Raw genomic sequence first — 25,576 nt, forward strand, 5'->3', positions numbered from 1 at the left:
CTAGCTTTTCATAATTTGATTAGTAGGAGGTTAGTGTGGATGCGTAAAACCCGAATTTTTTTATTGTTAGGGATTGTATGTTTTGTTGCGGCTGGTGTCATGTGGTGGAAAAATCCGATACAATTCGCTAGTAAAAATACCGATAATGAGCTTGCAGTTGTCAATGAATTATTTTCAATTATATCGAAGCAATCTGTTTATGATACGGCTACAGATGCGTTAGTAGAAGGCGCGCTTAGAGGAATGGCGTCTGCTATTAAAGATCCGTATAGCACGTATTATAATGAGCAGGAGGCTGAGATGCATAAACAGTCGCTCGCTGGAGAACGAGTCGGTATTGGGGTTGAATTAGCGGAGAAGAATGGGCGGTTCATTGTAATAGCGCCTGTGAAAAAATCTCCGGCAGAGCAAGCAGGGGTACGTCCGCTAGATGAAATAATCCAAATTAATGACGTTCGCCTTGAAGGAAAGACAATGGGAGATGTAATGCGGCTTATGCAAGGAAAGGCAGGACAAAAAGTAGCACTAGTATTATTTCGACCGAATGTGGACCGTCATATTAAAGTAACAATTGAAAGGGCGGAAATGAAAAATGAAACGGTAGAAGCCCATATGATTGAGCGTGAAGATGCTCAGTTTGGCTATATATCGATTTCCTTATTCGGTGAAAAAACAGCAGAAGAATGGAAAAAAGCGCTAGAAAAGATCGAACAAGAAAAAATTGCCGGTTGGATTATTGATGTGCGAGACAACCCAGGCGGCTACTTATTTAGCGTAGCTGATTTGATTAGCACATTCGAAACACGAGAGAGACTATTTGCGTATATGCAAAATAATGTCGGTGCTATGGAATCGTTACTGACAAAGCCTGCGCAAATTGATGCACTTAAAAAACCGGTTGTTGTGCTACAAAATGAAGGAAGTGCCTCTGCAAGTGAAGTATTCACAGGAGCGTTACAAGCATGGGAGCGTGCTACAATTATAGGGATGAAAAGCTTCGGTAAAGGGACAGTGCAAAAATCATGGGAATTACAAAATGGCGGGGAAGTGAAGCTTTCAACGAATAAATGGTTAACACCTAAAAAAGAATGGATTCATGGTAAAGGGATTTTACCAGATATTGAAGTGAAGCAGCATCCATTATTCGCGCTGGAGATCATTCCTTTAGCTGGAGTATTTAAAGAAGGTGATTTCAGTGAGGAAATTGCTTACACACAACATGTATTAAATGAACTTGGTTATGCGATTGTGCGAAAGGATGGTTTCTTTGATGGGCCAACTGCCGAAGCGGTAAAATTATTCCGAGAACGTCATGATTTACGTGAAGGAGATGGCTTGGATGAAGCATTTTTTGTCGCTTTGCAAGAAGAAGCGATGAATTATAAAGCACAGCCTGAACATGATTTGCAGTTAGAGATGGCCATTAGCTTTTTAATGCACCAACTTGAAAGTGTTAAATAACCGTTTAGAGTACTAATTTTATATTGAGACAATTAATACTACGCAACGTACTAGCCATTTGTTACAATAATAGTAGAAATAGAGGACGGTAGGTGGAAATGTGTATTCAAACATTGTAATCGAACTATTAATGGCAATCGGACGTTTTTTTATGAATCCACTATTGTATATAGCTGTTATTTTTTCCATTTTCCTTGGCTACCGCCGTGTGAAAAGAGAAAGACGACATTTTAATATTCGTATTTTAGATGGTTGGTCAGAGTTACGTAGCTTTTTAGCAGTACCCGTTTTAATAAGTTTAGTCGTTTCAATTCTAAGTATTGGTATTGGATTGACAGTGCCTGTGTCGTTTTTAATAGTAATCACCTTAGTTAGTATTGTTGCTTTACTATCTTACGTATTTCATTTCTTATCACCGATTGTGTTGTTTGCCGCAAGTTACTTTTTTCTTGTAGCGATGCATTATTTCGATAAGAGTTTTCACCTGTTTGGCTACAAGCTGAGCGGTTTTAATTTAATGGACGGTTCAATCGTTACGATTACGTTAATCGCTGGTTTGTTATTAATGGCGGAAGCGCGGTTAATTCGAAAAACGGGGGCGAAATTTGCATCCCCATTACTAGAAAAAACGAAACGCGGGTTGAATGTTGTACCGTATTTTAGTAAAAAACTTATGTTAGTGCCTTTATTTTTTATTGTGCCAGGAGATGCGATTAGTGCAAATTTACCTTGGTGGCCACAAGTCACTTTAGGAGCTGAGCAGTTTTCACTTGTTATGTTTCCTTTTGTAATAGGATTCCAGCAAATAACACGTCGTACATTACCACATTATTTTTATCCGAAATACGGCCGCTCGCTTATGATTTTAGCGCAACTTGTTGTAATAGGTGGTTTAGCCGCTTATTTTCAACCGATTATCGGTGCTATAGTGCTAGCTGTAGCGGCGATCATACGCTTAATAATGAGTCTCGTTTATAAGTTACAGCAGCGTACCGATGCTTATGCGGTGGCACCATCATCTAAAGGTGCAATGATTGCAGCTGTATTACCAAATTCTCCAGCAGAGAAGATGGGGTTAGTAGCAGGCGAGGTTATCCGGAAAGTGAACGGTATGGAAGTATATTCAGAGAGCGAGTTATACGAAGCGTTGCAAATCAATGCAGCCCATTGTCGACTAGAAGTACTGGATCATCAAAAGGAAGTACGATTAACACAGCATGTCGTACATAGTGATGACCATTATCGAATCGGTTTATTATTGGCAAGGTAAGGGGTATGATTCGTGGGAAAAATAGTATTCGCATTATTTTTACCGGGGCTGTTAGTCGTGCTGTTTACACGTATAACGTATAATCGCTACGTTGCGTTATTACTCGCAATCGCACTGATTGCGGTGTCAGTATATGCAGGCTATACTTCGTCTGCTACCCTATTTGTTATTGATGCGCTGTCGTTAACAGTTGGCTTTGCAGTTGCCACTCATTTGATGAAAGCAAAAGAAATATAATAGAAAGCTGTCCTAAAAGTGAGGATTTCAACTCATTTAAGGACAGCTTTTTTATGTTGTATTGACAGTCTAAGGGTGCAGTGAAATTCTCCACATCTAACATTTGACGTATAATCTTTTTCATTAATGTAAGCTCGTGTATGATTTAGCCCTTTCATACATAGAACATTAAACTATAAATGGCTAGCACTCCGATTGCCCCAAGGACAACAAAAATCACGTTCACCCCCGAATAGGCAATGCCAAAAGCGACAACAGCGCCTAAAATCCCAAAGAAATAATCTCCTTGTTTCACGTAAAATATCGCAGGGAAAATAAGTGCACCTAAAATAGCAAATGGTATATTACGCAAGACACTTGTTAAAAATGGTGGTAGCTCAATGCCTTGTAAAAAAGTTAACGGAACTGCACGAGGTAAATACGTGACGAGTGCCATACCTAAAATCATCCACCAATAGGAAATACCCATAGGAAACCTTCTTTCTTATGTTAGGGAATGTTGTGCCCCTTTTTTTTTCTTGTCGAATCGTCTGTATACGATTTCTACAATAAGTGCTGATGCGAGCGCAGAGACAATAATTGCCCAACCTGTTGTTAGCCAATTTGTCCAATAAAATAAACAGTTAATAAGTGCTGCACTAGCGGCTAATATTACGATTTTACGATTGCCTTTCATAGATGGAACGAGCAGACCGATAAACATTGCATATAAAGCAATCGACATAGCGGACTGTAAAAATAGCGGTAAATTAGCACCAATTAAGTGCCCGACAGCAGTAAATAGCCACCAGCTCGTATATGCAGCGATATTAACGCCGCAACCAAATGCGAGTGGTAATCGTTCTTCTTTGCGAGTAGCTAAAACAGAAAATGTTTCGTCCGTTACTAAAAAAGCGAAAATACCTTTTCGCCATTTTTTATCCGCTGCCATTTTTTCATTTAATGAGGCAGACATTAAAAAATGACGGAAGTTGACGACAAATGTATTTAACACAATTACAATTGGATCCACTCCTTTTGAAATGAGCGTTAATGAAATGTATTGGGAAGCGCCAGCATATACGAAAATACTCATGGCCATAGCTTCGAATAAAGATAAACCAGTTGATTTTGCGAGCAAACCAAACGTTATAGCAACGGGGAAATAGCCAATCGCAATCGGCATGCCTGCTTTTAATCCATTAAAAAATCCAAGCTTTGTCATTTTTCAACCGCCTTAACTTAATTTTTTTGGCTATAATGAAAGAAAATATTCTATAATGTTTATTAGAGTATACATTTGTCTTTTTAAATAAACAATTAGGTTGTGAAAAAATGGAAGAAATGAGTCGCAATATTGGGTTTCAGCTAAAAAAAATTCGTCAGCAACGTCAAGCGAGTTTAGACGATATTGCAAAAGCTACAGGTGTCAGTAAGGCACAGCTTGCGCAAATCGAAAAAGGTGAGTCGAATCCTACTGTATCGACAATTTGGAAAATCGCATCAGGCCTTCGCATTTCATTTTCCTCTCTTTTGCAGCCACCAAAAGAGCAATTTCAAAAATACAATAGTAACCTCGCTGATTTTGTTGCAGAGGATGAAGGCAAATATCGTGTATATTCGATTATTCCGTATGATCCGGAGCGCGGCTGGGAGTTTTATAAAATTGAAATGGAGCCAGGTGTTATTCATAGAAGTGAGCCCCATACTGATGGGGTTGAAGAAACTGTAACTGTTATACAAGGACAAGCTATTATTCAATCTGGCAGCATGAAAGAAACTCTTGTAGCAGGCGAAACACTTGTTTTTTCGGGACAGCAAGCACATCAATATGAAAATCCAACTGAGCAATTAACAACATTGCATTTAATAATTCAATATAGATAGAGGAGATTGGCAGTGAAAGAATGGTTTACAATTGACACTATAGAACATATTATTCAACAGTATCAAATGCTAGGACCGCTTTTTAGTATGTTACTAACGGCGGTAGAAGCTTTTATACCGTTTATACCTCTTGTCGTAATCGTCATTGCAAATGTAAATGCATTTGGGTTCCTGTTCGGCTTTCTTATTTCATGGGCAGGTTCATCAATAGGTGCATATTTGCTATTTTTAGTCGTAAGGAAATTTGGTAAACATCCGAAGTTTCAAAAATATATCCAACGGCAGCGTGTACAAAAATTGATCAAATGGGTTGATATGAATGGTTTTACACCGCTATTAATTTTGCTATGTTTTCCGTTTACCCCAGCAATTATCGTGAATATCGTTGCAGGCTTATCGAATTTGCGCAAACAATATTATTTAATAGCAATTCTTGTCGGTAAATTAATAATGATCTTGACGATGAGCGGACTTGGCTATGATATACGCGCATTATTAACGGATCCTATAAAGCTTGTATTAGTAACGATTGTGCTCGTCATATTATGGTTTGCTGGCAAGCAGATGGAAAATCGATTAAATAAAAAAGTAGAGCGAGATTTGCGTGCTTTGGAAAAGGAAAAGGGGGTGTCCAGAAAGTAAAAACTTTCTGAACACCCTTTTCGCCTTTTGTTAATTATCAATTAAAAGAGGACGTCTCAAAATTACTTTTCAGACGTCCCCTTTTTGCATTACACGAACGTATATTCTTTGTATAATAGAAAATAAGAGGAGGGATTTGCGTGTCATTACGTATTATTTCTGGGCGTGCCGGAACTGGTAAAACGACGATGATTCACCAGGAAATTGTACAAGATTTAAAGGACAATCCATTTGGTCCACAAATCTTTATGATTGTGCCAGACCAAATGTCATTCAAGGCAGAATATGATTTAACAAATAAATACGGCATACAAGGAATTATGCGTGCACAAGTTCTCACATTTAAACGTTTAGCATGGTTTATATTACAGGAAACGGGCGGCATTGCACGTGAGAAAATTGATAGCTTCGGTTATCGCATGCTCATTCGCCGTATTTTAGAAGATAATAAAGAACGATTTTCACTTTTTAGACAAGCAGCCGGGAAGCGTGGTTTTACGCAAGAAGTAGAATTATTACTACGTGAATTTAGTCAATATGATGTAACAAGTACATCGATTATTGATGTCATTGCTGAGCTGGAGACAAATAAAGCACCAAACACTTTAATTGCGAAAATGAAAGATTTCCAAATCATTTTACAAGAGCTAGAAGTGTATATCGGAGAAAGCTATGTAGATGGAGAAGGCTTTTACCCTATTTTAGTAGAGCAATTGAAAAACTCATCCAAAATAAAAGATGCAGATGTTTATATAGATGGATTTACAGCGTTTACCGTCCGTGAATTTGCCATTGTAGAACAATTACTTGCTTTAGCGAAACGTGTAACAATCGTATTGCCATTTGATGATGTGCACGCTGCTACTGAGCCGGAAGCATTATTTCACCGTGCCGCATTTACGTATGATAAGCTCATAAATTTTGCGATGCAGCAAAGCATTGATGTCGAATCTCGCGTGCATTTAGAGAGAGGACATCGCTTTAATAATCCGGACTTAGCGCATATTGAAGCGAATTTTCATGCACCAATACCGGCTACACAGCTAGCGACAGGCGATGTGCAAATTTTTGAAGGGGCCAATCGCCGTGCAGAAGTGCAAAGTATTGCTCGGGAAATAGTACGCCTCGTTACAGAGGAAAATCTTCGGTATAAAGATATTGGGATTATGTACCGTCAAGCAGATGTATATGACCCGATTCTTTCCACAACATTTCAACAATATGATATTCCATTTTTCATGAATGAAAAGCGCCCAATGCTGCATCATCCGTTCATAGAATTTATGCGCTCATCATTAGAAGCAATCACTTCAAACTGGCAATATGAACCGGTATTTCGGAGTATAAAAACTGATTTATTTTTTCCATTAGGCGTGAATATTAGCGAATACCGCGAAAAAATGGACAATCTCGAAAACTTTGTAATTGCCAAGGGGATTATCGGCAATCGCTGGCATGATGACTTTATGTGGCAATACCGAAGATTCCGTGCGCTCGAAAAGTTTGAAAATGTACAAACTGATAGTGAGCTAGCGATACAAAAAAGATTAGCAGATGCACGAAATATTGTGCGTACACCATTAATGAAGCTGCAAACGGCATTAAAACAAGCGACAACAGGGCTAGACATTGGGCATGCATTGTACGCGTATGCAGAGGATTTACAGCTGTATGAAAAGTTGCAAGTGATGAAGGAACAGGAATTAGAAAGTGCTGCACTCGATTTCGCGAGCGAACACGACCAAGTGTGGAATGGTTGGGTAAATGTACTTGAGCAATTTGTACTGATGTTTGGAGAACAGGAAGTATCATTAGAAGAAGCGGCTCAAATCCTAGATGAGGGCTATGATTCACTCCAATTTTCAAATATCCCACCAGCAATAGATGAAGTTACGATTGCTACTGTTGAATATTCTCGCTTTGATAATATGAAAGCGGTATTTATTATCGGTGTGAATGATGGCGTATATCCGATGCGTATCGATAAAGAAGGCTTAGTATCAGATGCAGAACGCGAATTCTTTGATAGCATTGATTACGAACTATCGCCAAATTCAAAAAGTCGTCTATTGCAAGAAGCATTTTTAATTTACCGAGCGATGACATCACCAACATCAAAACTTTATATTACTTACCCAACTGCCGATGAGGAAAGTAAAGGATTATTACCATCGCTTTATATAAACCGCTTGCATAAATTATTTACAATTGACGGCAAACGTACATTACCTCATATTAGAGTCTTTATTGACCCAATTGAAGAAATGGATGTAGAGCGTGTTTTAACATATATTCGTCATCCGAGTCCATCTGTTGCTTATTTAACAATGCAGTTAAAGCAAGCGCAGCACACGAAAGAATTAGCACCAGAATGGGTTGCCCTACATGCATTTTATGAGCAATACCCAGAATGGAAACGGGTCCTTCAAATAGTAACGAAACCATTATACAAAAAGAATGAAGCAGAACCATTGACGCCAGAAGTGACAGAAGCATTGTACGGGCAAGAGTTGCAATCGAGTGTTTCACGCATAGAGAAATTTTATCGTTGTCCGTTTTCACATTTTACGACGTACGGTTTACGCTTAGAGGAACGCTCGGAATATCGTCTTGAAACATTTGCAATGGGTGATTTATTCCACGAGGCGTTACGTACAATTTTAGCGAGTACAGATGGACCTCCAAAAAACTATTTGGAATGTTTACAGAAAGCGCGCGACACGATTGAGCCACTCGTTGGTATTTTCTCGTATCGTATTTTGGAAAGTAATGCGCGCTACACATATATTAAGGAAAAACTAATTCGAGTTGTTGCTCGTACATTATTTGCATTGACAGAGCACGCAAAAGTATCGAAGTTTAAGCCGATTGTACATGAAAAGCCGTTTGGTAAGCGTGATGATAAAGCAACCGATCAAGGCTCTGTACCATTACCGGCACTTGAGATTCCTTTAAATAATGAACGAAAAATGTATTTACGAGGGCAAATTGACAGGATTGATGCATTCGAGGAGGATAAGCAAGTGTATTTACGCGTCGTCGATTATAAATCATCGAGTCGCGACTTAGATCTGAATGAAGTGTATCACGGTATTTCATTGCAATTATTAACTTATTTAGATGTTGCACTGCAAAATGCAAATGAGCTATTGCCACTAGCAAATGATAAAGAAATAATTGTCGCTCCAGCAGGAATGCTTTATGTGCACGTACATGACCCACTAATTCGGTTAGAGGAATACGTCGACGAGCAAGTGCGTGAATTACAGCGTCTTGAAAAATATAGAATGCAAGGCCTAGTGACAAATGAGCTTGATGTACTAGAGGCGATGGATGAAAACTTATTAGAAAACAAAAAATCGACTATTATTCCAGTAAGTGTTACGTCTAAAGGTGCGATTGGAGCACATTCCAAAACTGTAGAGGCAAATGATATGCCGATGTTGCAGCAGTTCGTTATTGAAAAGCATAAAGAAGCTGGCAATGAAATTTTCTCTGGCACAACAGCCATTCACCCTTACAAATTAAAAAATTCAACGGCTTGTGATTATTGTCAATTTAAAGCCGTTTGTCAGTTTGATCCGAGTGATGGGCATCAGCATTATCACCAGTTAAAAACACAGAAATCTGGGGATGTCATTAATCGAATGAAGAAGGAGTGTGGTTATGTTGAGTATACCGAAGAAACCGATTGATGCTCAGTGGACCGATGAACAGTGGAAGGCGATTTGGGCGACTGGACAGGATACACTCGTTTCGGCAGCAGCTGGCTCCGGTAAAACAGCCGTACTTATCGAGCGCCTTATTCAAAAAATATTGGCGAAAGACAATCCAATCGACGTCGATCAGCTGCTTGTCGTAACGTTTACGAATGCATCAGCTGCAGAAATGCGTAGTCGTTTAGCGGCAGCACTTGAAAAGGCGATTGCAAAAGACCCTCATAATTCATTTTTAAGACGTCAATTAAGCTTAGTCAATAAAGCGCAAATATCTACGCTACACTCGTTTTGTTTAGCGATTTGTCGCCAATATGCATATATGATTGACCTTGACCCAGGTTTCCGAATTGCCAGTCAAGATGAGGCGGCCCTACTGCGCGATGATGTACTTGCCACTGTTTTAGAAAAAGCATATAGCGAAGAAGGCGAGCTGTCTCAAACAGAAGTCTATCATCTAGTTGATAGTTTTTCGTCTGACCGTCATGACCAAGAGATTGAAGTATTACTTGAGCAACTATATGAAATGTCGCGCGTGCAACCAGAGCCGTTTAAATGGCTAGATACATTGTCGCAAGCGTATGATTTACCACCAAATACAACAGTAGATGAACTCGAGTTTGTAGAAGAGCTAAAAAAATCAATCGAACATTCGTTAATCGCAGCAGAGAAAAATTTGCTATCAATGAAGCGCTATGCGGAAGGGGATTTTGGTCTTACTGCATACGCACCAACTGCAAATGAGGAATTAGCATTTGTGCAAGTAGTGCTAGAAAAACTTAAGTATGGTACATGGCAAGATGTTCATGATCATATGCAACACGCGGCTTGGGGACGCATCCCGACTATTAAAAAGGCGGATAATGCAGATCCTATTATAAAAGATTTAGCAAAAGAACATCGCGATATTGCCAAAGATATTGTCAAAGGCATTAAAGATACGTTTTTCGTCCGTCAGCCGCATTATTTAGTTGAGGAAATTCGTCAAATGAAACCGATTATTGACACGCTAGTTAAGCTTGTTAAAGTGTATAGTGCTGCATTTAAAGCGGCCAAGCTTGAGCGCGGCTTAGTCGATTTTTCAGATTTAGAACATTACGCTTTAGAAATTTTAACTGAAAATGTAGATGGCGAATTATGCCCTTCAGCAGTAGCAAAAGATTTCCAAGAACGATTTAAAGAAGTTTTAGTTGATGAATATCAGGACGTCAACATGTTACAAGAAACCATTTTACAGCTTGTGAAAAGTGGTAGTGAAGCAGATGGCAATATGTTTATGGTGGGAGATGTAAAGCAGTCGATTTACGCATTTAGACTTGCTGAACCGCGCTTGTTTTTGCGTAAGTATAAAGATTTTGAAGAAAATCCTATAAATACGGGGATGAAAATTGATTTAAATGCCAACTTCCGCAGTCGTTCAGAAGTATTAGCGAGTACGAACTATGTTTTCGAGCAAGTAATGGATGAAGCAGTTGGGGAAATCGACTACGATGATCAAGCCGCTCTGAAATTTAGTGCGAGCTACAATGACAATAATATTCCAGTAGAGCTTGTGATTTTAGATCAATTTGTCGAAAAAGATGAGGATTTATCCGTTACGGAAACAGATGAAGAAGATGAAGAGCTAAAAACATCACAGCAGGAAGCACGCTATATGATTCAACGTATTAAATATATGGTTGAAAATGAAGTGCCGGTGTTTAATCCAAAGGACGGCTCAACTCGTCCAATTCGATACAGTGATATTGTAATTTTAATGCGTTCGATGAAATGGGCATCGGATTTGGCAGAGGAGTTTAAAGCAGCAGGAATTCCACTCTATGCCGAGTCTTCAAAAGGCTATTTTGAAGCGCTTGAAGTGATGGTCATGTTAAATACGTTAAAAGTAATTGATAATCCGTACCAAGATATTCCACTTGCTTCGGTACTACGTTCGCCGTTTATAGGTTTAACAGAAAATGAACTAGCTGAAATTCGTTTAACTAAGCGGAATGTACCGTATTTTGTTGCGGTAAAGGAGTATGTAGAGCAAGGAACGAATATGCATACTGCGGAAAAATTATCAAGCTTTTTGAAACAGCTTGAAAAATGGCGACAGCTTGCAAGACGATGGTCGCTTGCGGATTTAATTTGGACGATTTATTTAGATACGAATTATTATGAGATGGTCGGCGCAATGGCAAACGGGAAGCAACGACAAGCTAATTTACGTGCACTTCACGACCGTGCACTCGCTTATGAAAAGACATCGTTCCGTGGATTATTCCGCTTTTTACGCTTTATTGACCGTATGAAATCGCGTGGAGATGATTTAGGTATTGCCAAATCAATTGGAGAAAGTGATGATGTCGTACGTTTAGTAACGATTCACTCATCAAAAGGGCTAGAATTCCCAGTTGTGTTTGTAGCAGGGATGACACATCGATTTAATCAGCAAGATTTTAAAGGCTCTTATTTATTCGACCAAGATTTTGGAATAGCTGTGAAGGCAATTAATGCCGAGGACCGTACAATTTACACATCTCTTCCATATTTAGCGATGAAAGAGAAAAAAATAGCTAAGCTAAAGGCAGAAGAAATGCGAATTTTGTATGTAGCAATGACACGTGCGAAGGAGCAATTGATTTTACTAGGTACAGTGAAAAATTGGGAGAAGAAAAAAGCTGATTGGGAAGCGGTGCAAGATTTACCAGATCGCGCTATTTTACCTGATTATATACGTGCAAATGCAAGCAGCTATCTCGATTGGGTTGGCCCAGCTGTTGCTCGTCATAGTGATTTTTTAACGTTGTCTACTCAAGATGAGGCATTTAGTATGGAATTTATCAAGCCACAAACGGAGTCTTTATGGTCGGTGAAAGTGTTGCCGGTTGAGTTATTCAGTGGCAAAGTAGAGCAGCTAGAAGTTTCAGAGCAGGTAAATGAGCATGTAGTAGATAACGCGCTTTTAGCTGAAATAACCGAGCGTTTCACTGCTTCTTATAGGTATTTACAGGCAGTAAAGAAAAAATCGAAAACATCAGTTTCAGAAATTAAACGTTTCGAAGCTCTTCAACAGGAAGAGGATATAACGTATAATCCTTTAGCAAAAAAACAGGCATCATTAGCAAAACGACCGAGCTTTATTCAAGCAAAAGCTTTGTCTTCAGCAGAAATGGGTACGGTAGTCCACGCAGTTATGCAACATGTACCGCAACAAGGATTTACGTCACTAGAAGATGCCAATGACTTCTTGCAAAGCTTAGTGGCACGCGAGTTACTTACAGCAGAAGAAGCCGATGTAATGGATATGGAAAAAGTGCTGCAATTTTTTGCATCTCCAATTGGACAGCGCTTCAAACAAGCGAATACGCTACTGCGGGAAGTACCGTTTACACTCAGTCGAGCGGATCGTGACGGGGATGTGCAAATTGTCCAAGGTGTTATCGACTGTTTGTTCGAAGAAAATGGCAGCTGGGTATTGCTAGATTATAAAACAGATAAAGTGCGAGCGCCATACGATCAGGAGCCAGCTTTAACAAAAGAAATGACTAGTCGCTATGGTGTCCAGCTCGATATTTATAAAGAGGCAGTCGAGTCGATTAAACGTATTCCAGTAACAGAAAAAGTATTGTATTTATATGATGTTGGTGAAACGATAATATTGAGCTAAGCTAGCGGGCTACCTTCGACTTTTGTTGGGGGTAGCTTTTTTTGCAAGTGAGCTGGATTGTGAGTCTTACGGGCGAAAACTCGAGTCTCGCGCGAATTCCTGGAGCTTGAGTGCGGTTTTCTCGAGCTTGTGTGCGCATTTCTCGGTCTTGCGTGCGGTTTCCTTAAGCTTGAGTGCGAATTCCCCGTTCTTGCGTGCGAATCCCCTATTTTAGATTGAACAATCCCGTGCAATTTCACGACTAAGTAATAATCTGCTATAAATTCATCACAATTAATACGACCTTCGTTTCGAACTTAATGTAAGATAGAATTAGAATGAAATGTTATAGTTTTTAGCCTAAGTAATAGCATTCATAAAAAGAAATTAACTTTTACAACGCATCAAGGAAGGGGGCACAGCTGTGAAGTTTCAGCCAACAGAAGTGAATGAACGTGTTCACACATTGGATATTTTAAGAGGATTTAGTTTGCTCGGTATATTATTAGTTAATATGTTTGGCTTTTATTTACCAATGCCTCATATCGATTTAAGTCAATGGTTTACAGAAGCGAAAGATATTATTTGGCATCAAACTTTAGATATTTACGTGCAAAGTAGTTTTTACCCGCTGTTTTCTATTTTATTTGGGTATGGATTGGCGATGCAGTTTATGAAATCTAAAAAAACAGATGTGAATTTTTATAAGTTTGCGCCGAAGCGTTTAGTCATTTTATTAATAATTGGCTTAATTCATGCATTTCTTATTTGGTGGGGTGATATATTAACGATGTACGCATTTTGTGGATTTTTCCTACTAGCGCTAATTCGTTTAAAAAGCGGATGGCTAATTACAATCGCCATAACACTTAATGGCCTCATGCATGCATTTATTTTATTCCTCTATTCAGCAGCAGGCTTGCTATTAGAGGAAGTAGATGCCCGCTTTGTTGATATTGTCAAAGTGCAAGATGCTATAACAGCTTACGGAGTTGGCTCGTGGACAGATGCCTTTATGCAACGCTTAACAGATTTATCAGTGCAAATGAGCTTCGGCATGTGGTTCTCTGCTTTATTTACAATTTTACCGTATATGTTAATTGGTGCAGCAGCAGCAAAATGGCGTTTAATTGAACGTGCGAAAGACCTCAAAGTACTGTGGATCGCACTAGCAATCATTTGTATTAGTGCAGGCTTATTTATAAAAAGTGCACCGTTTATGTTTACACAAACATACTTACTAGATTATTTAAAAGTCTATATAGGTGGACCGATATTAGCAGTAGGATATATCGCAGCTATAAATGTGATATGTATGCTTCCGGTTGCTGTTAAAATTTTATCGCCTCTTGCAAAAGCAGGGCGTATGTCGATGACGCTATATATTATGCAGTCGATAATTTGTACAATTTTATTTTATAACTTTGGCTTTAGTTTATACGGTCAAGTAGATGTGCAAATGGGTACGTATATTGCAGTTGCCATTTTCGTATCACAGCTCATCATAGCAGAATTGTGGCTTTCTAAGTTTTCACAAGGGCCACTTGAAGCAGCGATTAAAAGATTAACTTACGGAAAAGTGTTGTCAGAAAAGTAAGGCTTTTTAGTGGCGTATGATGTATGATGTAGAAAAAAGAAGGAGCTTAATTATGAAATTATTATCATTTAAGTTTGATGGGCAAGTAAAATTTGGACCAAAAGTGAAAAAAGAAGAAGCTGTTTGGGATGTACTCGCAATACAAGAAACGCTTCAAGTTCTCCCTTCTTTTCCATCTACGATAATTGAAGGTATTTCGCTAGGTTTTGATTTTGTAGAGCAAACACGCAAACTAGTTGATGCAGCGCAAAAAAGTGAAAATGCGGACCAATATAAACATACATTTAAAGAGATTGAATGGCTTTCACCGATTCCACGTACACCGAAAAATATTATGTGTATCGGTAAAAATTATAATGAGCATGCGAAAGAAATGGGTGCAGATGCAGCTCCTGAGCATTTAATGGTATTTACAAAATCTCCGACTGCTATAGCTGCTGATGAGGCAACATTACCAGTCCATGCAAATAAAACGAGTATGCTAGATTACGAGGGTGAATTAGCAGTAGTCATTGGCAAGCGCGGTAAAGAAATTCCTAAAGGGATGGCATATGATTATGTATTCGGGTATACAATTGGTAATGATCTTACAGCACGCGACTTGCAATCCAAACATAAACAGTTCTTTTTGGGTAAAAGCCTAGAAGGTACTTGTCCACTTGGCCCTTACTTAGTGTCAAAAGATGAAATTCCAGATCCGCACGTATTGTCAGTAGTAACGAAAGTGAACGGTGAAGTGCGCCAAAATGGGTCGACGAAAGATATGATGTTTAGCGTAGCTGAATTAATTTCAACGTTATCGCAGCACGTTACTTTAGAGCCGGGCGATGTTATTTTAACAGGTACGCCAGCTGGAGTTGGAAAAGGGATGACACCCCCAACTTTCTTGAATGCAGGAGATGAAGTGAAAATCTCCATCGAAGGGATTGGTACATTAACAAATCGTTTTGCTTAAAAATGAGCAAAATGGCTCTACAATTATATTTGTAAGTTCTTATTCATTGAAACGAACTACCTCTCATGGTAGGATATTGCATGAAAAGAAAAATATAAGGTGGGGAAATAATGGATTTTTTAACTGGTTCAACGCACATCCACATTACAACATGGGTACTCGCAATCGTACTATTTTTAATTGCTGCATTAGCTAGCAAACCAAATAAAGGTGTACATATGGCACTCCGCGTAATGTACATATTAATCATCATTACTGGTGGAGCATTATTCATGGAAAACCGCAGTATTATTGCTGAAGGCGGTATGTGGTATGACATGAAATTATTATTCGGTGTATTAGTAATCGGATTTATGGAAATGATTTTAGTCCGTAAAACGAAAGGTAAGTCTACTACGATGTTTTGGGTACTATTCGGTATCGTATTTTTAGTAACACTTTACCTTGGTTTATTTGGCGGCATTAGCATGAACTTCTAATAGTAAAATCTGTGAGGCTATGATGCTTCACAGATTTTTTTTATGTAAAGGGAAAAAGGAGAATAGTAGATAAATCTGATTTTCACCTTGAATCAGTATGGAAGAATGCTCTTTTCATGGATAAGTTCACCTTTTAGACGTATTTGTGATTTGAATTGTGACAATATTAAAGAAAATAATACAACCAGCACGTGGAATTTTGGTAGAATGAAGTTGGATTGTTTTGAAAGAGAGGGATTATATTGAGATTCAAAAAGTGGATCAGTGCGACTGCAGCTAGCATTATACTAGCAGCCTCGTTTTCAACAGCTTCAATTTCTGCTGAAGAAACCCGAACAATCGCAGATGAAAGTATATATGATGTATTAGTTGACCGTTATTTCAACGGCTCAGGGAACAATGATATTGATGTCAACACGAAAGATGTAACACAATTTGCAGGTGGCGATTTTGAAGGGTTAGTAAAAAAGCGCTCTTTAATAAAAGATATGGGATTCACTATTGTCTCAATTGGCTCAGTGTTTGAAACAGAAACATACGATGGCCAAGCTGTAACGAGCTATGAAAAGATAGAAGAGCATTTTGGAACAAGTGAGGAATTTCTAAACGTAATAGATACATATAAAAAAGACGATATGTCGATTATGGTTGACTTTCCGCTTTCAAAAGTGAGCGAAAATCATGAGTGGGCACAAGATGCTGCGAAAAAATCGTGGATTAAAGCAACCGAAAACGGACTTGTAGAGTGGGATTTATCAAATACAGATGTACAAATGGCTTTAAAAGAAGCTCTTGTCAACTTTGTAACTAGCTATAATATTGGTGGGGTGCGTTTAACAAATATTACAGGTGCCGATACGGCTTACATTAATAGCTTAATTGATACATTGAAAGCTAAAAATCCTGCATTGTATATTATTTCAAATGAAGAAAGCGATGCAAACTTTGATGCGAAATTTTACAATGAAACGAATGAAATTTATCGTAATATTTATAAAAATGTAGACTTAGATTCAAGTAACTTATTGAAATATGTAGACCCGTATTTAGCTGGTAAGGAAGTGCCAGCTCAAATTATGTTCGACTCGTTAAAAACAAATCGTTTTACATTCGATTCAGCGGAGCAAAACATGTTTCCTCCGACTCGCTTAAAAGCAGCGTATGCGTCCACGTTATTTTTACCAGGAGTGCCGGTTGTACAGTATGGTTCTGAAATTGCGATGAACGGGGAAGCGGGTCCAGAAGCACACCAGTTCTACAATTTTAAAACAGATGAAGAGCTAATCCATTATATCGAAAATTTACAAAAGCTTCGCAACGAATCATCTACGCTTCGCCACGGTGACTTTAAAATGTTGAAAAACGAAAATGGCTTTATCGCCTTTACACGTAAATCAGCAGAAGAAGAATGGCTTGTTGTTATTAATAATACGAGTAAAACGAATCATGTAAATATTTCACAAGAGGAAATCGGAGAAGATAAAGAACTTCGTGGGATGTTAGATAGTGATATTATCCGGGCTAATAAAGACGGAAATTACGCGGTTATTTTAGATCGAGAAGTAGTTGAAGTATTCCAAATCATCGATAAGCGCGGTTTAAATGTTTCGTATTTAGTCGCATTAGGTTTAGTGTACGTACTATTTATTGCATTTGTGATCATAATCATTAAACGTGGTCGTGAACGTCGTGCAATACAAGATGGTGAAAAATAGTTTATTATAAACTGCCGTAACAGGGCGGCGCCAATCATATAATAGAATAAAAAAAGTCGTACATGCTTTCAAAAAGTATTTACGGCTTTTTTTTTACAAAGGAAAGTCCTTAATATTAAAAATAAATTATAATAATACAAAAAAATATATAGTTTGCATTTATGTAAAAAAATGTGTATTGTGGAATAAGTCGTTTCTATTTTATTTCTATTTTCTGATAATTAACATCGGTAAAAAAGAGATTACTACACATAACTTTTTGCAAGGTGGTGTTATATAAAATATTTTATATAGGTTATTTGATATAGGTTAATAGATTATTTGTCGAATAATGCACGAGTAGTGTACATAAAATTTCGGATTTTTATACAATCGATATTCAATAAAATATCTTTTTTGACATAATATGTATATCGATATTGCGTAAAGAGTGTCTAGTTTTTTAAAAGAATTATATGCATAAACTAGCGCTTTAGAGTATTAAAGTAGGAATAGCGAAAATAACTTGTAAAAATATTAGATTAGTCTTAAAATTTTGTTATATTAGAATAATTAGAAATGAATATATTGACTTCAATTATTTATAAATAGTATAATTTGAGCAGTTATCTATTTAATGTATTAAATAATAGAAATAGGAAGCGGTTTTAGTAGAATCACTGGATTTTTTATAAATTAAATTTTCATAATATTCTCAACCGGTTGCTTGAAAGGAGAAAGAATTTGAAAACGTCAGAAGAGCTTTTAGTCATTAAAGATTTGCATACAGGTTTTCGAATTAGAGATTCGTACTTCGATGCAGTAGACGGTGTTTCACTTACGCTAAGAAAAAATGAAATTCTTGCGATTGTTGGAGAATCTGGTTGTGGTAAAAGTACGTTAGCCACTTCAATTATTGGTCTTCACGATCACAAAAAAACACGTGTTCAAGGCGAGATTTTATTTAAAAACAAAAATTTAGCGACAATGACTGAGGATCAGTTTAATGAAGTCCGTGGATTAGATATCGGAATGATTTTCCAAGATCCTCTTTCTGCACTAAATCCGTTAATGCGTATTGGAGAGCAAATTGAAGAAGGCTTGATTTATCACACGAATTTTACGAAAGCGCAGCGTGCAGAACGCGTGCTAGAGTTATTAGCACAAGTAGGGATTCCAAACCCTCCACGTATTGCGAGACAATTCCCACACCAACTATCTGGTGGTATGCGTCAGCGTGTTATTATTGCCATTGCGATTTCTTGTAAGCCACAAATTATAATTGCCGACGAGCCAACAACAGCTCTTGACGTAACAATTCAAGCGCAAATTCTAGACCTACTGAAAGATTTACAAGCGGAAACTGGCGCAGGAATTATTTTAATTACGCACGATTTAGGTGTAGTAGCTGAAGTAGCTGACCGAGTAGCTGTTATGTATGCGGGTCAAATTATCGAAGAAGCATCGGCTGAGGAATTATTTACGAATCCGCAACATCCGTATACAAAGTCATTGTTTAACTCTATCCCTCAAATGAACTCAAGTGGGGAAAAGTTAAATGTAATTGAAGGAATAGTCCCTTCTTTATTAAAATTACCTCGCCAAGGTTGTCGATTCTCTCCACGTATTTCGTGGATTCCAGCAAGTGCACACGAGGCAAATCCAGCCCTCCATGAAGTAGCACCGGGTCATTTTGTAAGATGTACATGCTATAAAGAGTTTCATTTTAAAGGCGAAGAAGGAGGACGTTCATAATGAGCTTTATGCAAATTAACGATTTGAAAGTCCATTACCCAATTCGCGGTGGATTTTTTAATACAGTAGTTGACAATGTATATGCAGTAGACGGCATTTCTCTTGAGTTTGAAAAAGGGAAAGCATACGGTTTAGTAGGTGAATCTGGTTGTGGTAAATCGACAACAGGTAAATCGATTATCGGTTTGGAAAAAATCACTTCTGGTTCGATCATTTATGAAGGAGAAAACGTAACGAATAAACGTCGTGACCGAACTTCATCATATAATCGTGATATCCAAATGATTTTCCAAGACGCCAATTCGAGCTTAAACCCAAGAAAACGTGTACAAGATATTTTAGCAGAACCAATTCGTAACTTCTTAAAGCTAACACCACAAGAAGAAAGCCGTAAAATTAGTGAGCTACTCGCAATTGTTGGTATGCCAGACGATGCAAAGCTAAAATATCCACATGAATTCTCAGGTGGCCAAAAGCAACGTTTAGGGATTGCGCGTGCAATTGCTACAAATCCGAAGTTAATTATTGCTGATGAGCCAGTTTCAGCACTGGATTTATCTGTTCAAGCACAAGTGTTAAACTTTATGAAAGACATTCAAGAGGAATATGGCTTAAGCTATTTATTTATCTCACATGACCTTGGTGTAGTGAAGCATATGTGCGATGTTATATCGATTATGTATAAAGGGCGTTTTGTAGAGTCTGGTTCGAAGCAAGATATTTATGAAAACCCGCAACATATTTATACGAAACGTTTATTATCGGCGATTCCAGAAGTAACACCAATTGGACGTGACTTGCGTAAGCGTGAGCGAATCGAAGTAGAACGCCACTATCAAGATGAACATAAAAAATACTTCGATGAAAACGGCCGTGTATTTGACTTAGTGCCAATTTCCGATACGCATCTTGTAGCAGCCACTTCAGAATTGAAGGGAGGCAACTAATATGTGGAAAACGATATTACGACGTATGGTGGTTATGATTCCACAATTATTTGTACTTAGTTTATTAATTTTCGTTTTAGCAAAATTTATGCCGGGAGATCCGTTCACAGGGAAGATTACACCGGAAACAGATCCTGCTCGTGTTGAAGAATTACGTGAAAAAGCAGGCTTAAATGATCCTTGGTATGAACAATATGTTCGCTGGATAGGCAATGTCGCTCAAGGAGAACTTGGTAATAGTTATACGTATAAAGTAAAAGTAACGACATTAATCGGTGAACGAGCATTAAATACGTTCTGGCTATCGTTACTAACTGTTATTCTCCTGTATGGGATTGCAATTCCACTAGGGGTTTTTGCAGGACGTTATGAAAATTCGTGGTTTGACCGGGGAGTCGTGCTGTATAGTTTTGTTAGTTATGCGATTCCTACATTCGTTTTAGCATTATTTTTACTTTATACTTTTGGTTTCAAATTGCATTGGTTCCCGACAACTGGCTCGGTTGATGTAAGATTCGATCCGGGAACATTCAGTTATTTTATGAGTAAAATTTATCATATGCTATTGCCGGCTATTACGGCTGCATTGCTTGGTACTGTAGGTATTATTCAATATTTACGTACAGAAATAATTGATGCGCAAACGATGGATTATGTAAGAACAGCTCGTTCTAAAGGTGTGCCAACACGTAAAGTATACTCAAAGCATATTTTCCGTAACTCATTATTACCAATTGCAGCGTTCATCGGTTTTACTATCACGGGTTTACTAGGTGGTTCGGTATTTATCGAAACAATTTTCGGCTACCCAGGCATGGGGTCGCTGTTCATTTCATCTATTGCATCTCGCGATTATAGTGTCATTACAACGCTTGTAATGTTATTTGGCTTCTTAGCATTATTAGGTAGTCTATTATCCGATATTATTATGAGTATTGTTGACCCACGCATTAGGATTGAATAGACCATACTAAATGTTAAGGAGAGGTGATTGAAATGGTTCAACAAGATAACAAAGAAAAACAAGAAGTAGTAAGCTCTCCGCCGACAGGTATGCAAGTTGTTTGGCGTGAGTTTAAAAAAGATAAAGTGGCCATGTTCTCATTAGTAGCGTTGGTTATTACCATTGTAAGTATATTCATTGCTGCGTATTTCTTTATCGATCAAGAAGAGGCAATGAAAATTTCTTTACGTGGTAAATTTGCTCCTCCAGGTGCAGATTATTGGTTAGGTGCAGATGTAGGTGGTCGTGATGTCTTCGGTCAGCTAATCATTGGTGCGAAAAATTCATTATTGATCGCAATCGTTGTTACAGTAATTACCGGAGCATTCGGTATTTTTGTCGGCCTTGTGTGTGGTTATTTTGGTGGCTGGATTGATAATCTGTTCATGCGTATTATCGACTTTTTCATTACAATTCCATCTACAATGCTAATTATTGTAGTAATAACAGTTATCCCGAAGTATAATGCTTGGGCGTTTATTGCGATTGTAAGTGTTTTCCTATGGACTGGTACAGCGCGTCTTGTTCGTTCAAAATCTTTATCTGAAAGTAGACGCGATTATGTCAATGCTTCGAAAACACTCGGTACGAATGATTTTGTCATTCTTCTAAAAGAAGTAATGCCGAATATAAGCTCGATTTTAATTGTAGAGCTAACGTTAAATTTTGCCGGAAACATAGGCATTGAAACTGGTTTAACTTTCTTAGGCTATGGGTTACCACCAGAAACACCTTCTTTAGGTATGCTTGTTAGTAACTCGAGATCGCCATTAGTAATTGAAAATTATTGGTGGGCATGGTTACCTGCAGCATTGTTAATTTTATTCTTAATGTTATGTATTAACTATGTTGGTCAAGCATTACGCCGTTCTGCGGATGCACGCCAACGTTTAGGATAATAGTAGTTTGAGAGGATTAGTGCATGCGCACTAATCCTCCTAAAATAAGTTCAAATTGCTAGATTTAGAGCATACAATTAAAATATGTTTAAAAAAGGATTTACCAGCCCTTAAGTTATGCGCTAAAATAACTGAATATTAATTATTTTGTGATTTACTAGAATAATTTATTGAATTTGGTACCATCATATTTGCCATTTAATAGGGAATATGTTATTTATAAAGATAGCTAGTTTTTTAGGTACAATTTTCTAGCTTAAGAAGAAAAAGGGAGGAAAAACAATGAAAAAACAACGTTGGTCTCTTCTTGCGATGTTATTTGCAGTTCTATTAGTATTAGCTGCTTGTAACGGAGATAAAGAAGAAACAAGTAAAGAAGGTACTGTTGACGCTGGCGAAAAAGACAGTGGCACAAAAACTGAAGCAAAAGTGGCGGTACCAGTAGGCGATCAAGAATTAGGTCTTGAAGTTACAAATGAAGGAACTGCTATTAATGGCGGTACTTTAATGGTAGCGCTACAAAAAGAAGAGCCTTTCCAAGGAATCTTCTCATATGCCCTTTATGAAGATGGCTTTGATGCAGAAATAATGGCATATGCTAACACATCAATTTTTGATGCTGATGGTGACTTCTTATTAACTGACACAGGTATCGCTTCGATGGAATTAACAAAACAAGCAACTGAAGGTACTGATGAGCCAAATATCGTAACAATCAAAATCCGTGAAGGCATTAAATGGTCTGACGGTGAGCCTTTAAAAATTGAAGACTTAATGTTACCTTACAACATTATCGGTCATGCTGATTATACGGGTGTACGTTATAACTCACAATTCCGTAACATTATTGGTGCTGAAGAGTATCACGATGGCACAGCCGACACTATTGCTGGTCTTATCAAAATTGACGAAACAACTTTAGAGTTACACTTAAAAACGGTTTCTCCTGGTTTATTCTCAGGTGGAGATGGTCTCTTGTCTTATGCTGAGCCAAGCCATGTTCTTGGTGAAGTTCCTGTAGCAGATTTAATTGAACATGATGCGGTTCGTAAAAACCCACTTTCTCTTGCTGCTTTCGTAATCGACAAAGTAGTACCAGGTGAATCTGTACAATTTAAAGCTAATGAACATTACTGGAAAGGTAAGCCGAAATTAGATGGCGTTATCATGAAAGTAGTACCATCAACTTCTATTGCAAAAGCTTTAGAATCTGGTGAATATGACACTGTAGCTATGTTCGGCTCATCTAAATACGCTGAAATCAAACACTTAACAAATATGGATCTTTTAGCACGTCCTGAGCTTTACTATAACTATTTAGGGTTTAAACTAGGTAAATGGGATACTACTACGAAAGAAGTAGCTACTAATATTGAAGGTTCAAAAATGGGTGACGTTAAATTACGTCATGCAATGGGATATGCTTTGAACGTAGAAGAAGTAACAGAAGTATTCTATGATGGGTTACGTACACGTGCTACTGGAATTATTCCTCCAGCATTCTCATCATTCCATGATTCAAGCTTAGAAGGATTTAAATATGATCCAGAAAAAGCGAAGGCTTTATTAGAAGAAGCTGGCTATAAAGATGTTGATGGTGATGGTATCCGTGAAGATAAAGAAGGTAAACCATTCGAAATCAAATTCGCTACAATGTCTGGTGACGACGTTGCAGAACAAATTGCTGCTTACTGGTTACAAAACTGGAAAGACGTTGGTTTAAATGTAAGCTATACTGATGGTCGTACAATTGAGTTCAACTCATTCTATGATAAAGTAGAAGCTGACGATCCAAATATCGATATTTACATGGCTGCATGGGGTGTAGGTTCTAACCCATCTCCATCAGGCACATATGCGCATAATGCTGCATACAACTTTGCTCGTTATACTTCTGAGGATTTCCAAACAATTTTAAAGAACATCGATTCTAATAAATCGTTTGATGCAGGTTACCGTGCAGAACAGTTCGCTGCTTTCGAAAAACATATGGCAGAAGTAGCGCCAGTCATCCCAATGATGTACCGTTTAGAACTTGTACCAGTAAACAAACGTGTTAAAAATTGGACTATTGAATACGGTAAGTCAACGTTTGATAACCTTGAAAATGTTGAATTAACTGCTGAAGCGCCAATTAAATAATATTTAATTCGGGTAATCAGTATATGAAAACCTCCTTCTTGCTTTTAGTGAGAAGGAGGTTTTTGGAATTTTGTGTATTTACGTAAAAATCGAAAGATTATTAATTTAACTAATTTCAGTTGCTATATATTTTTTATTTTAAATGCAATTAGTTACACCCATTTGTTTGACCACATCCAAAAAACATCTTATCCAATTCCGAATGACCAATTGTTTCGCGTTATTTCTTACATTTCTAAAGAAGTAATAAGATGAACAAAGTTATACGTATCATCCCAAAAAATCAATCCACTTTTCTATTAGCGGGTGCTGTTTTATATATTATTGAGAATCCGTATACGTAAAAACAAAACAATTTATAAAAATTTTCCAAACCAACTTCCTATTGATAGAATTCCATAACACGTCGGGGCTATAAATAAGAAAACTTATGGTAGTTTAGCCTGAAAAAGTTGAGTGGTATGATTTCGATCGCAATGTTCCAGGTGAGATAAGAAATTCATTTCACAAAATACCAAGTCTCAAAAATCCGAATATTTGGTAATTTAAACTTCCAATAACATCCTTTATATGTTAATATATACATATATTAGTAAGAGAGGGGGGAGCATAGCATGAAAAAAAATATTAAAATTGTTGTAGCTACTTTATGTCTTGCTGCATTCTTTGTAGTACCTAGCGGAGCATCTGCAGGTGGTTTGTGGCAAGGATGTGGTACTTCTGGTCAACCCTGTTATGAAAATAATAACTAAAGCAATGATTATTTAAATTATTGTTTTGCTCCTTATTAGGTAGACAGAGGATAAATAAAATCTGTCAATCTTATAAGGAGTTTTTGTTTTGAATAATTATTATTAATCGCAAGGATTTATACTGAATGACATTCAACGATATTTAATAGGGATCATTGATTAGAGAAAGTATTTGATTATTTTTAACTTCATAAAGTTACTGTGAAGGGATGATATTAAAACTTAAAGTGTTTGGTTAAGAAGATCGTTCACTCTTTTGTTTCCTAGCGAAGGTAACCAAAGTAACAGAAAAGAATTGCTTTAGGATTAAACTATTTATTTAAGTAACATGCTAGGATGAAGCGTCAATGTCGGACATTTACAACAGAATTTAAACTTGTGATGCTATTTTAAGATGGTAAATTTCGTGCAGTTACTGTCAAGAAATATTTGAGTATGCAGGGAAGCCCTTTGATAACGCTGTGGCTGAAGCGATGTTAGAGGAATATAAAAGGATTCACTAACAGAGCTTGGAACTTGAATATTTGCGT

The 25,576-nt window shown here is 37.6% G+C and carries 19 protein-coding genes; 17 read left to right on the forward strand and 2 right to left on the reverse strand.

Annotation, left to right across the window (positions count from 1 at the left end; translation table 11 throughout):
• The first annotated feature begins 39 nt into the window (after window positions 1–39).
• The 3 genes from AAFN87_RS12290 to AAFN87_RS12300 all read left to right on the forward strand — a co-directional run bounded on the left by AAFN87_RS12290 (window position 40) and on the right by AAFN87_RS12300 (window position 2,968).
• Entirely contained in the window at window positions 40–1,461 is a 1,422-nt protein-coding gene (locus tag AAFN87_RS12290; RefSeq protein ID WP_347791360.1) for a S41 family peptidase, read from the forward strand.
• Between the two features lie 100 nt (window positions 1,462–1,561).
• Window positions 1,562–2,731: a PDZ domain-containing protein gene (locus AAFN87_RS12295; RefSeq protein ID WP_347791361.1), complete on the forward strand. Its 1,170-nt coding sequence runs from the start codon at window positions 1,562–1,564 to the stop codon at window positions 2,729–2,731.
• Between the two features lie 12 nt (window positions 2,732–2,743).
• A complete protein-coding gene (locus tag AAFN87_RS12300) occupies window positions 2,744–2,968 on the forward strand; it encodes a DUF2198 family protein (RefSeq protein WP_347791362.1) in 225 nt (74 codons plus the stop codon).
• Between the two features lie 154 nt (window positions 2,969–3,122).
• Here AAFN87_RS12300 and AAFN87_RS12305 read toward each other — a convergent pair whose 3' ends face one another.
• Both AAFN87_RS12305 and AAFN87_RS12310 read right to left on the reverse strand, forming a co-directional pair.
• Window positions 3,123–3,437, reverse strand: a complete 315-nt coding sequence (locus tag AAFN87_RS12305; RefSeq protein WP_347791363.1) for an AzlD domain-containing protein — start codon at window positions 3,435–3,437, stop codon at window positions 3,123–3,125.
• 15 nt (window positions 3,438–3,452) lie between these two features.
• On the reverse strand, window positions 3,453–4,172 hold the full coding sequence (locus AAFN87_RS12310; RefSeq protein WP_347791364.1) for an AzlC family ABC transporter permease: 720 nt from the start codon (window positions 4,170–4,172) through the stop codon (window positions 3,453–3,455).
• Between the two features lie 110 nt (window positions 4,173–4,282).
• Between AAFN87_RS12310 and AAFN87_RS12315 the strand changes: the two genes are divergently transcribed.
• From AAFN87_RS12315 to AAFN87_RS12380, 14 genes are all read left to right on the forward strand, one after another.
• On the forward strand, window positions 4,283–4,834 hold the full coding sequence (locus AAFN87_RS12315; RefSeq protein WP_347791365.1) for a helix-turn-helix domain-containing protein: 552 nt from the start codon (window positions 4,283–4,285) through the stop codon (window positions 4,832–4,834).
• Between the two features lie 12 nt (window positions 4,835–4,846).
• Complete coding sequence (locus tag AAFN87_RS12320) at window positions 4,847–5,476, forward strand: TVP38/TMEM64 family protein (protein ID WP_347791366.1); 630 nt, start codon at window positions 4,847–4,849, stop codon at window positions 5,474–5,476.
• 140 nt (window positions 5,477–5,616) lie between these two features.
• On the forward strand, window positions 5,617–9,171 hold the full coding sequence (addB, locus tag AAFN87_RS12325) for a helicase-exonuclease AddAB subunit AddB (RefSeq protein WP_347791367.1): 3,555 nt from the start codon (window positions 5,617–5,619) through the stop codon (window positions 9,169–9,171).
• Window positions 9,143–12,844 carry a helicase-exonuclease AddAB subunit AddA gene (addA, locus tag AAFN87_RS12330; RefSeq protein ID WP_347791368.1) on the forward strand — a complete coding sequence of 1,234 codons (3,702 nt, stop codon included), beginning with the start codon at window positions 9,143–9,145 and terminating at the stop codon, window positions 12,842–12,844. The genes addB and addA overlap by 29 nt, the downstream gene beginning before the upstream one ends.
• 403 nt (window positions 12,845–13,247) lie before the next feature.
• Entirely contained in the window at window positions 13,248–14,420 is a 1,173-nt protein-coding gene (locus AAFN87_RS12335; RefSeq protein ID WP_347791369.1) for a DUF418 domain-containing protein, read from the forward strand.
• Window positions 14,421–14,472: 52 nt separating this feature from the next.
• On the forward strand, window positions 14,473–15,375 hold the full coding sequence (locus AAFN87_RS12340; protein ID WP_347791370.1) for a fumarylacetoacetate hydrolase family protein: 903 nt from the start codon (window positions 14,473–14,475) through the stop codon (window positions 15,373–15,375).
• A 110-nt stretch (window positions 15,376–15,485) separates the two neighbouring features.
• Window positions 15,486–15,854: a YisL family protein gene (locus tag AAFN87_RS12345; RefSeq protein ID WP_347791371.1), complete on the forward strand. Its 369-nt coding sequence runs from the start codon at window positions 15,486–15,488 to the stop codon at window positions 15,852–15,854.
• A 242-nt stretch (window positions 15,855–16,096) separates the two neighbouring features.
• Entirely contained in the window at window positions 16,097–17,569 is a 1,473-nt protein-coding gene (locus tag AAFN87_RS12350) for an alpha-amylase family glycosyl hydrolase (RefSeq protein ID WP_347791372.1), read from the forward strand.
• A gap of 723 nt (window positions 17,570–18,292) precedes the next feature.
• Complete coding sequence (locus AAFN87_RS12355; RefSeq protein ID WP_347791373.1) at window positions 18,293–19,303, forward strand: ABC transporter ATP-binding protein; 1,011 nt, start codon at window positions 18,293–18,295, stop codon at window positions 19,301–19,303.
• The gene (locus AAFN87_RS12360) at window positions 19,303–20,250 is read left to right on the forward strand and encodes an ATP-binding cassette domain-containing protein (protein ID WP_347791374.1); all 948 of its coding nucleotides are present in this window, start codon (window positions 19,303–19,305) and stop codon (window positions 20,248–20,250) included. The genes AAFN87_RS12355 and AAFN87_RS12360 overlap by 1 nt, the downstream gene beginning before the upstream one ends.
• Window position 20,251: 1 nt before the next feature.
• Complete coding sequence (gene opp4B, locus AAFN87_RS12365; protein ID WP_347791375.1) at window positions 20,252–21,214, forward strand: oligopeptide ABC transporter permease; 963 nt, start codon at window positions 20,252–20,254, stop codon at window positions 21,212–21,214.
• A gap of 32 nt (window positions 21,215–21,246) precedes the next feature.
• Window positions 21,247–22,152, forward strand: coding sequence for an ABC transporter permease (locus AAFN87_RS12370; protein ID WP_347791376.1), 906 nt, complete (start codon window positions 21,247–21,249; stop codon window positions 22,150–22,152).
• 282 nt (window positions 22,153–22,434) lie between these two features.
• Window positions 22,435–24,294 (forward strand): oligopeptide ABC transporter substrate-binding protein, encoded by a 1,860-nt coding sequence (locus tag AAFN87_RS12375; protein WP_347791377.1) that lies wholly within the window; start codon window positions 22,435–22,437, stop codon window positions 24,292–24,294.
• A 614-nt stretch (window positions 24,295–24,908) separates the two neighbouring features.
• On the forward strand, window positions 24,909–25,046 hold the full coding sequence (locus AAFN87_RS12380; protein ID WP_347791378.1) for a hypothetical protein: 138 nt from the start codon (window positions 24,909–24,911) through the stop codon (window positions 25,044–25,046).
• Window positions 25,047–25,576: the final 530 nt, after the last annotated feature.

Source organism: Solibacillus sp. CAU 1738 (assembly GCF_039888725.1).
Lineage (GTDB): Bacteria > Bacillota > Bacilli > Bacillales_A > Planococcaceae > Metasolibacillus.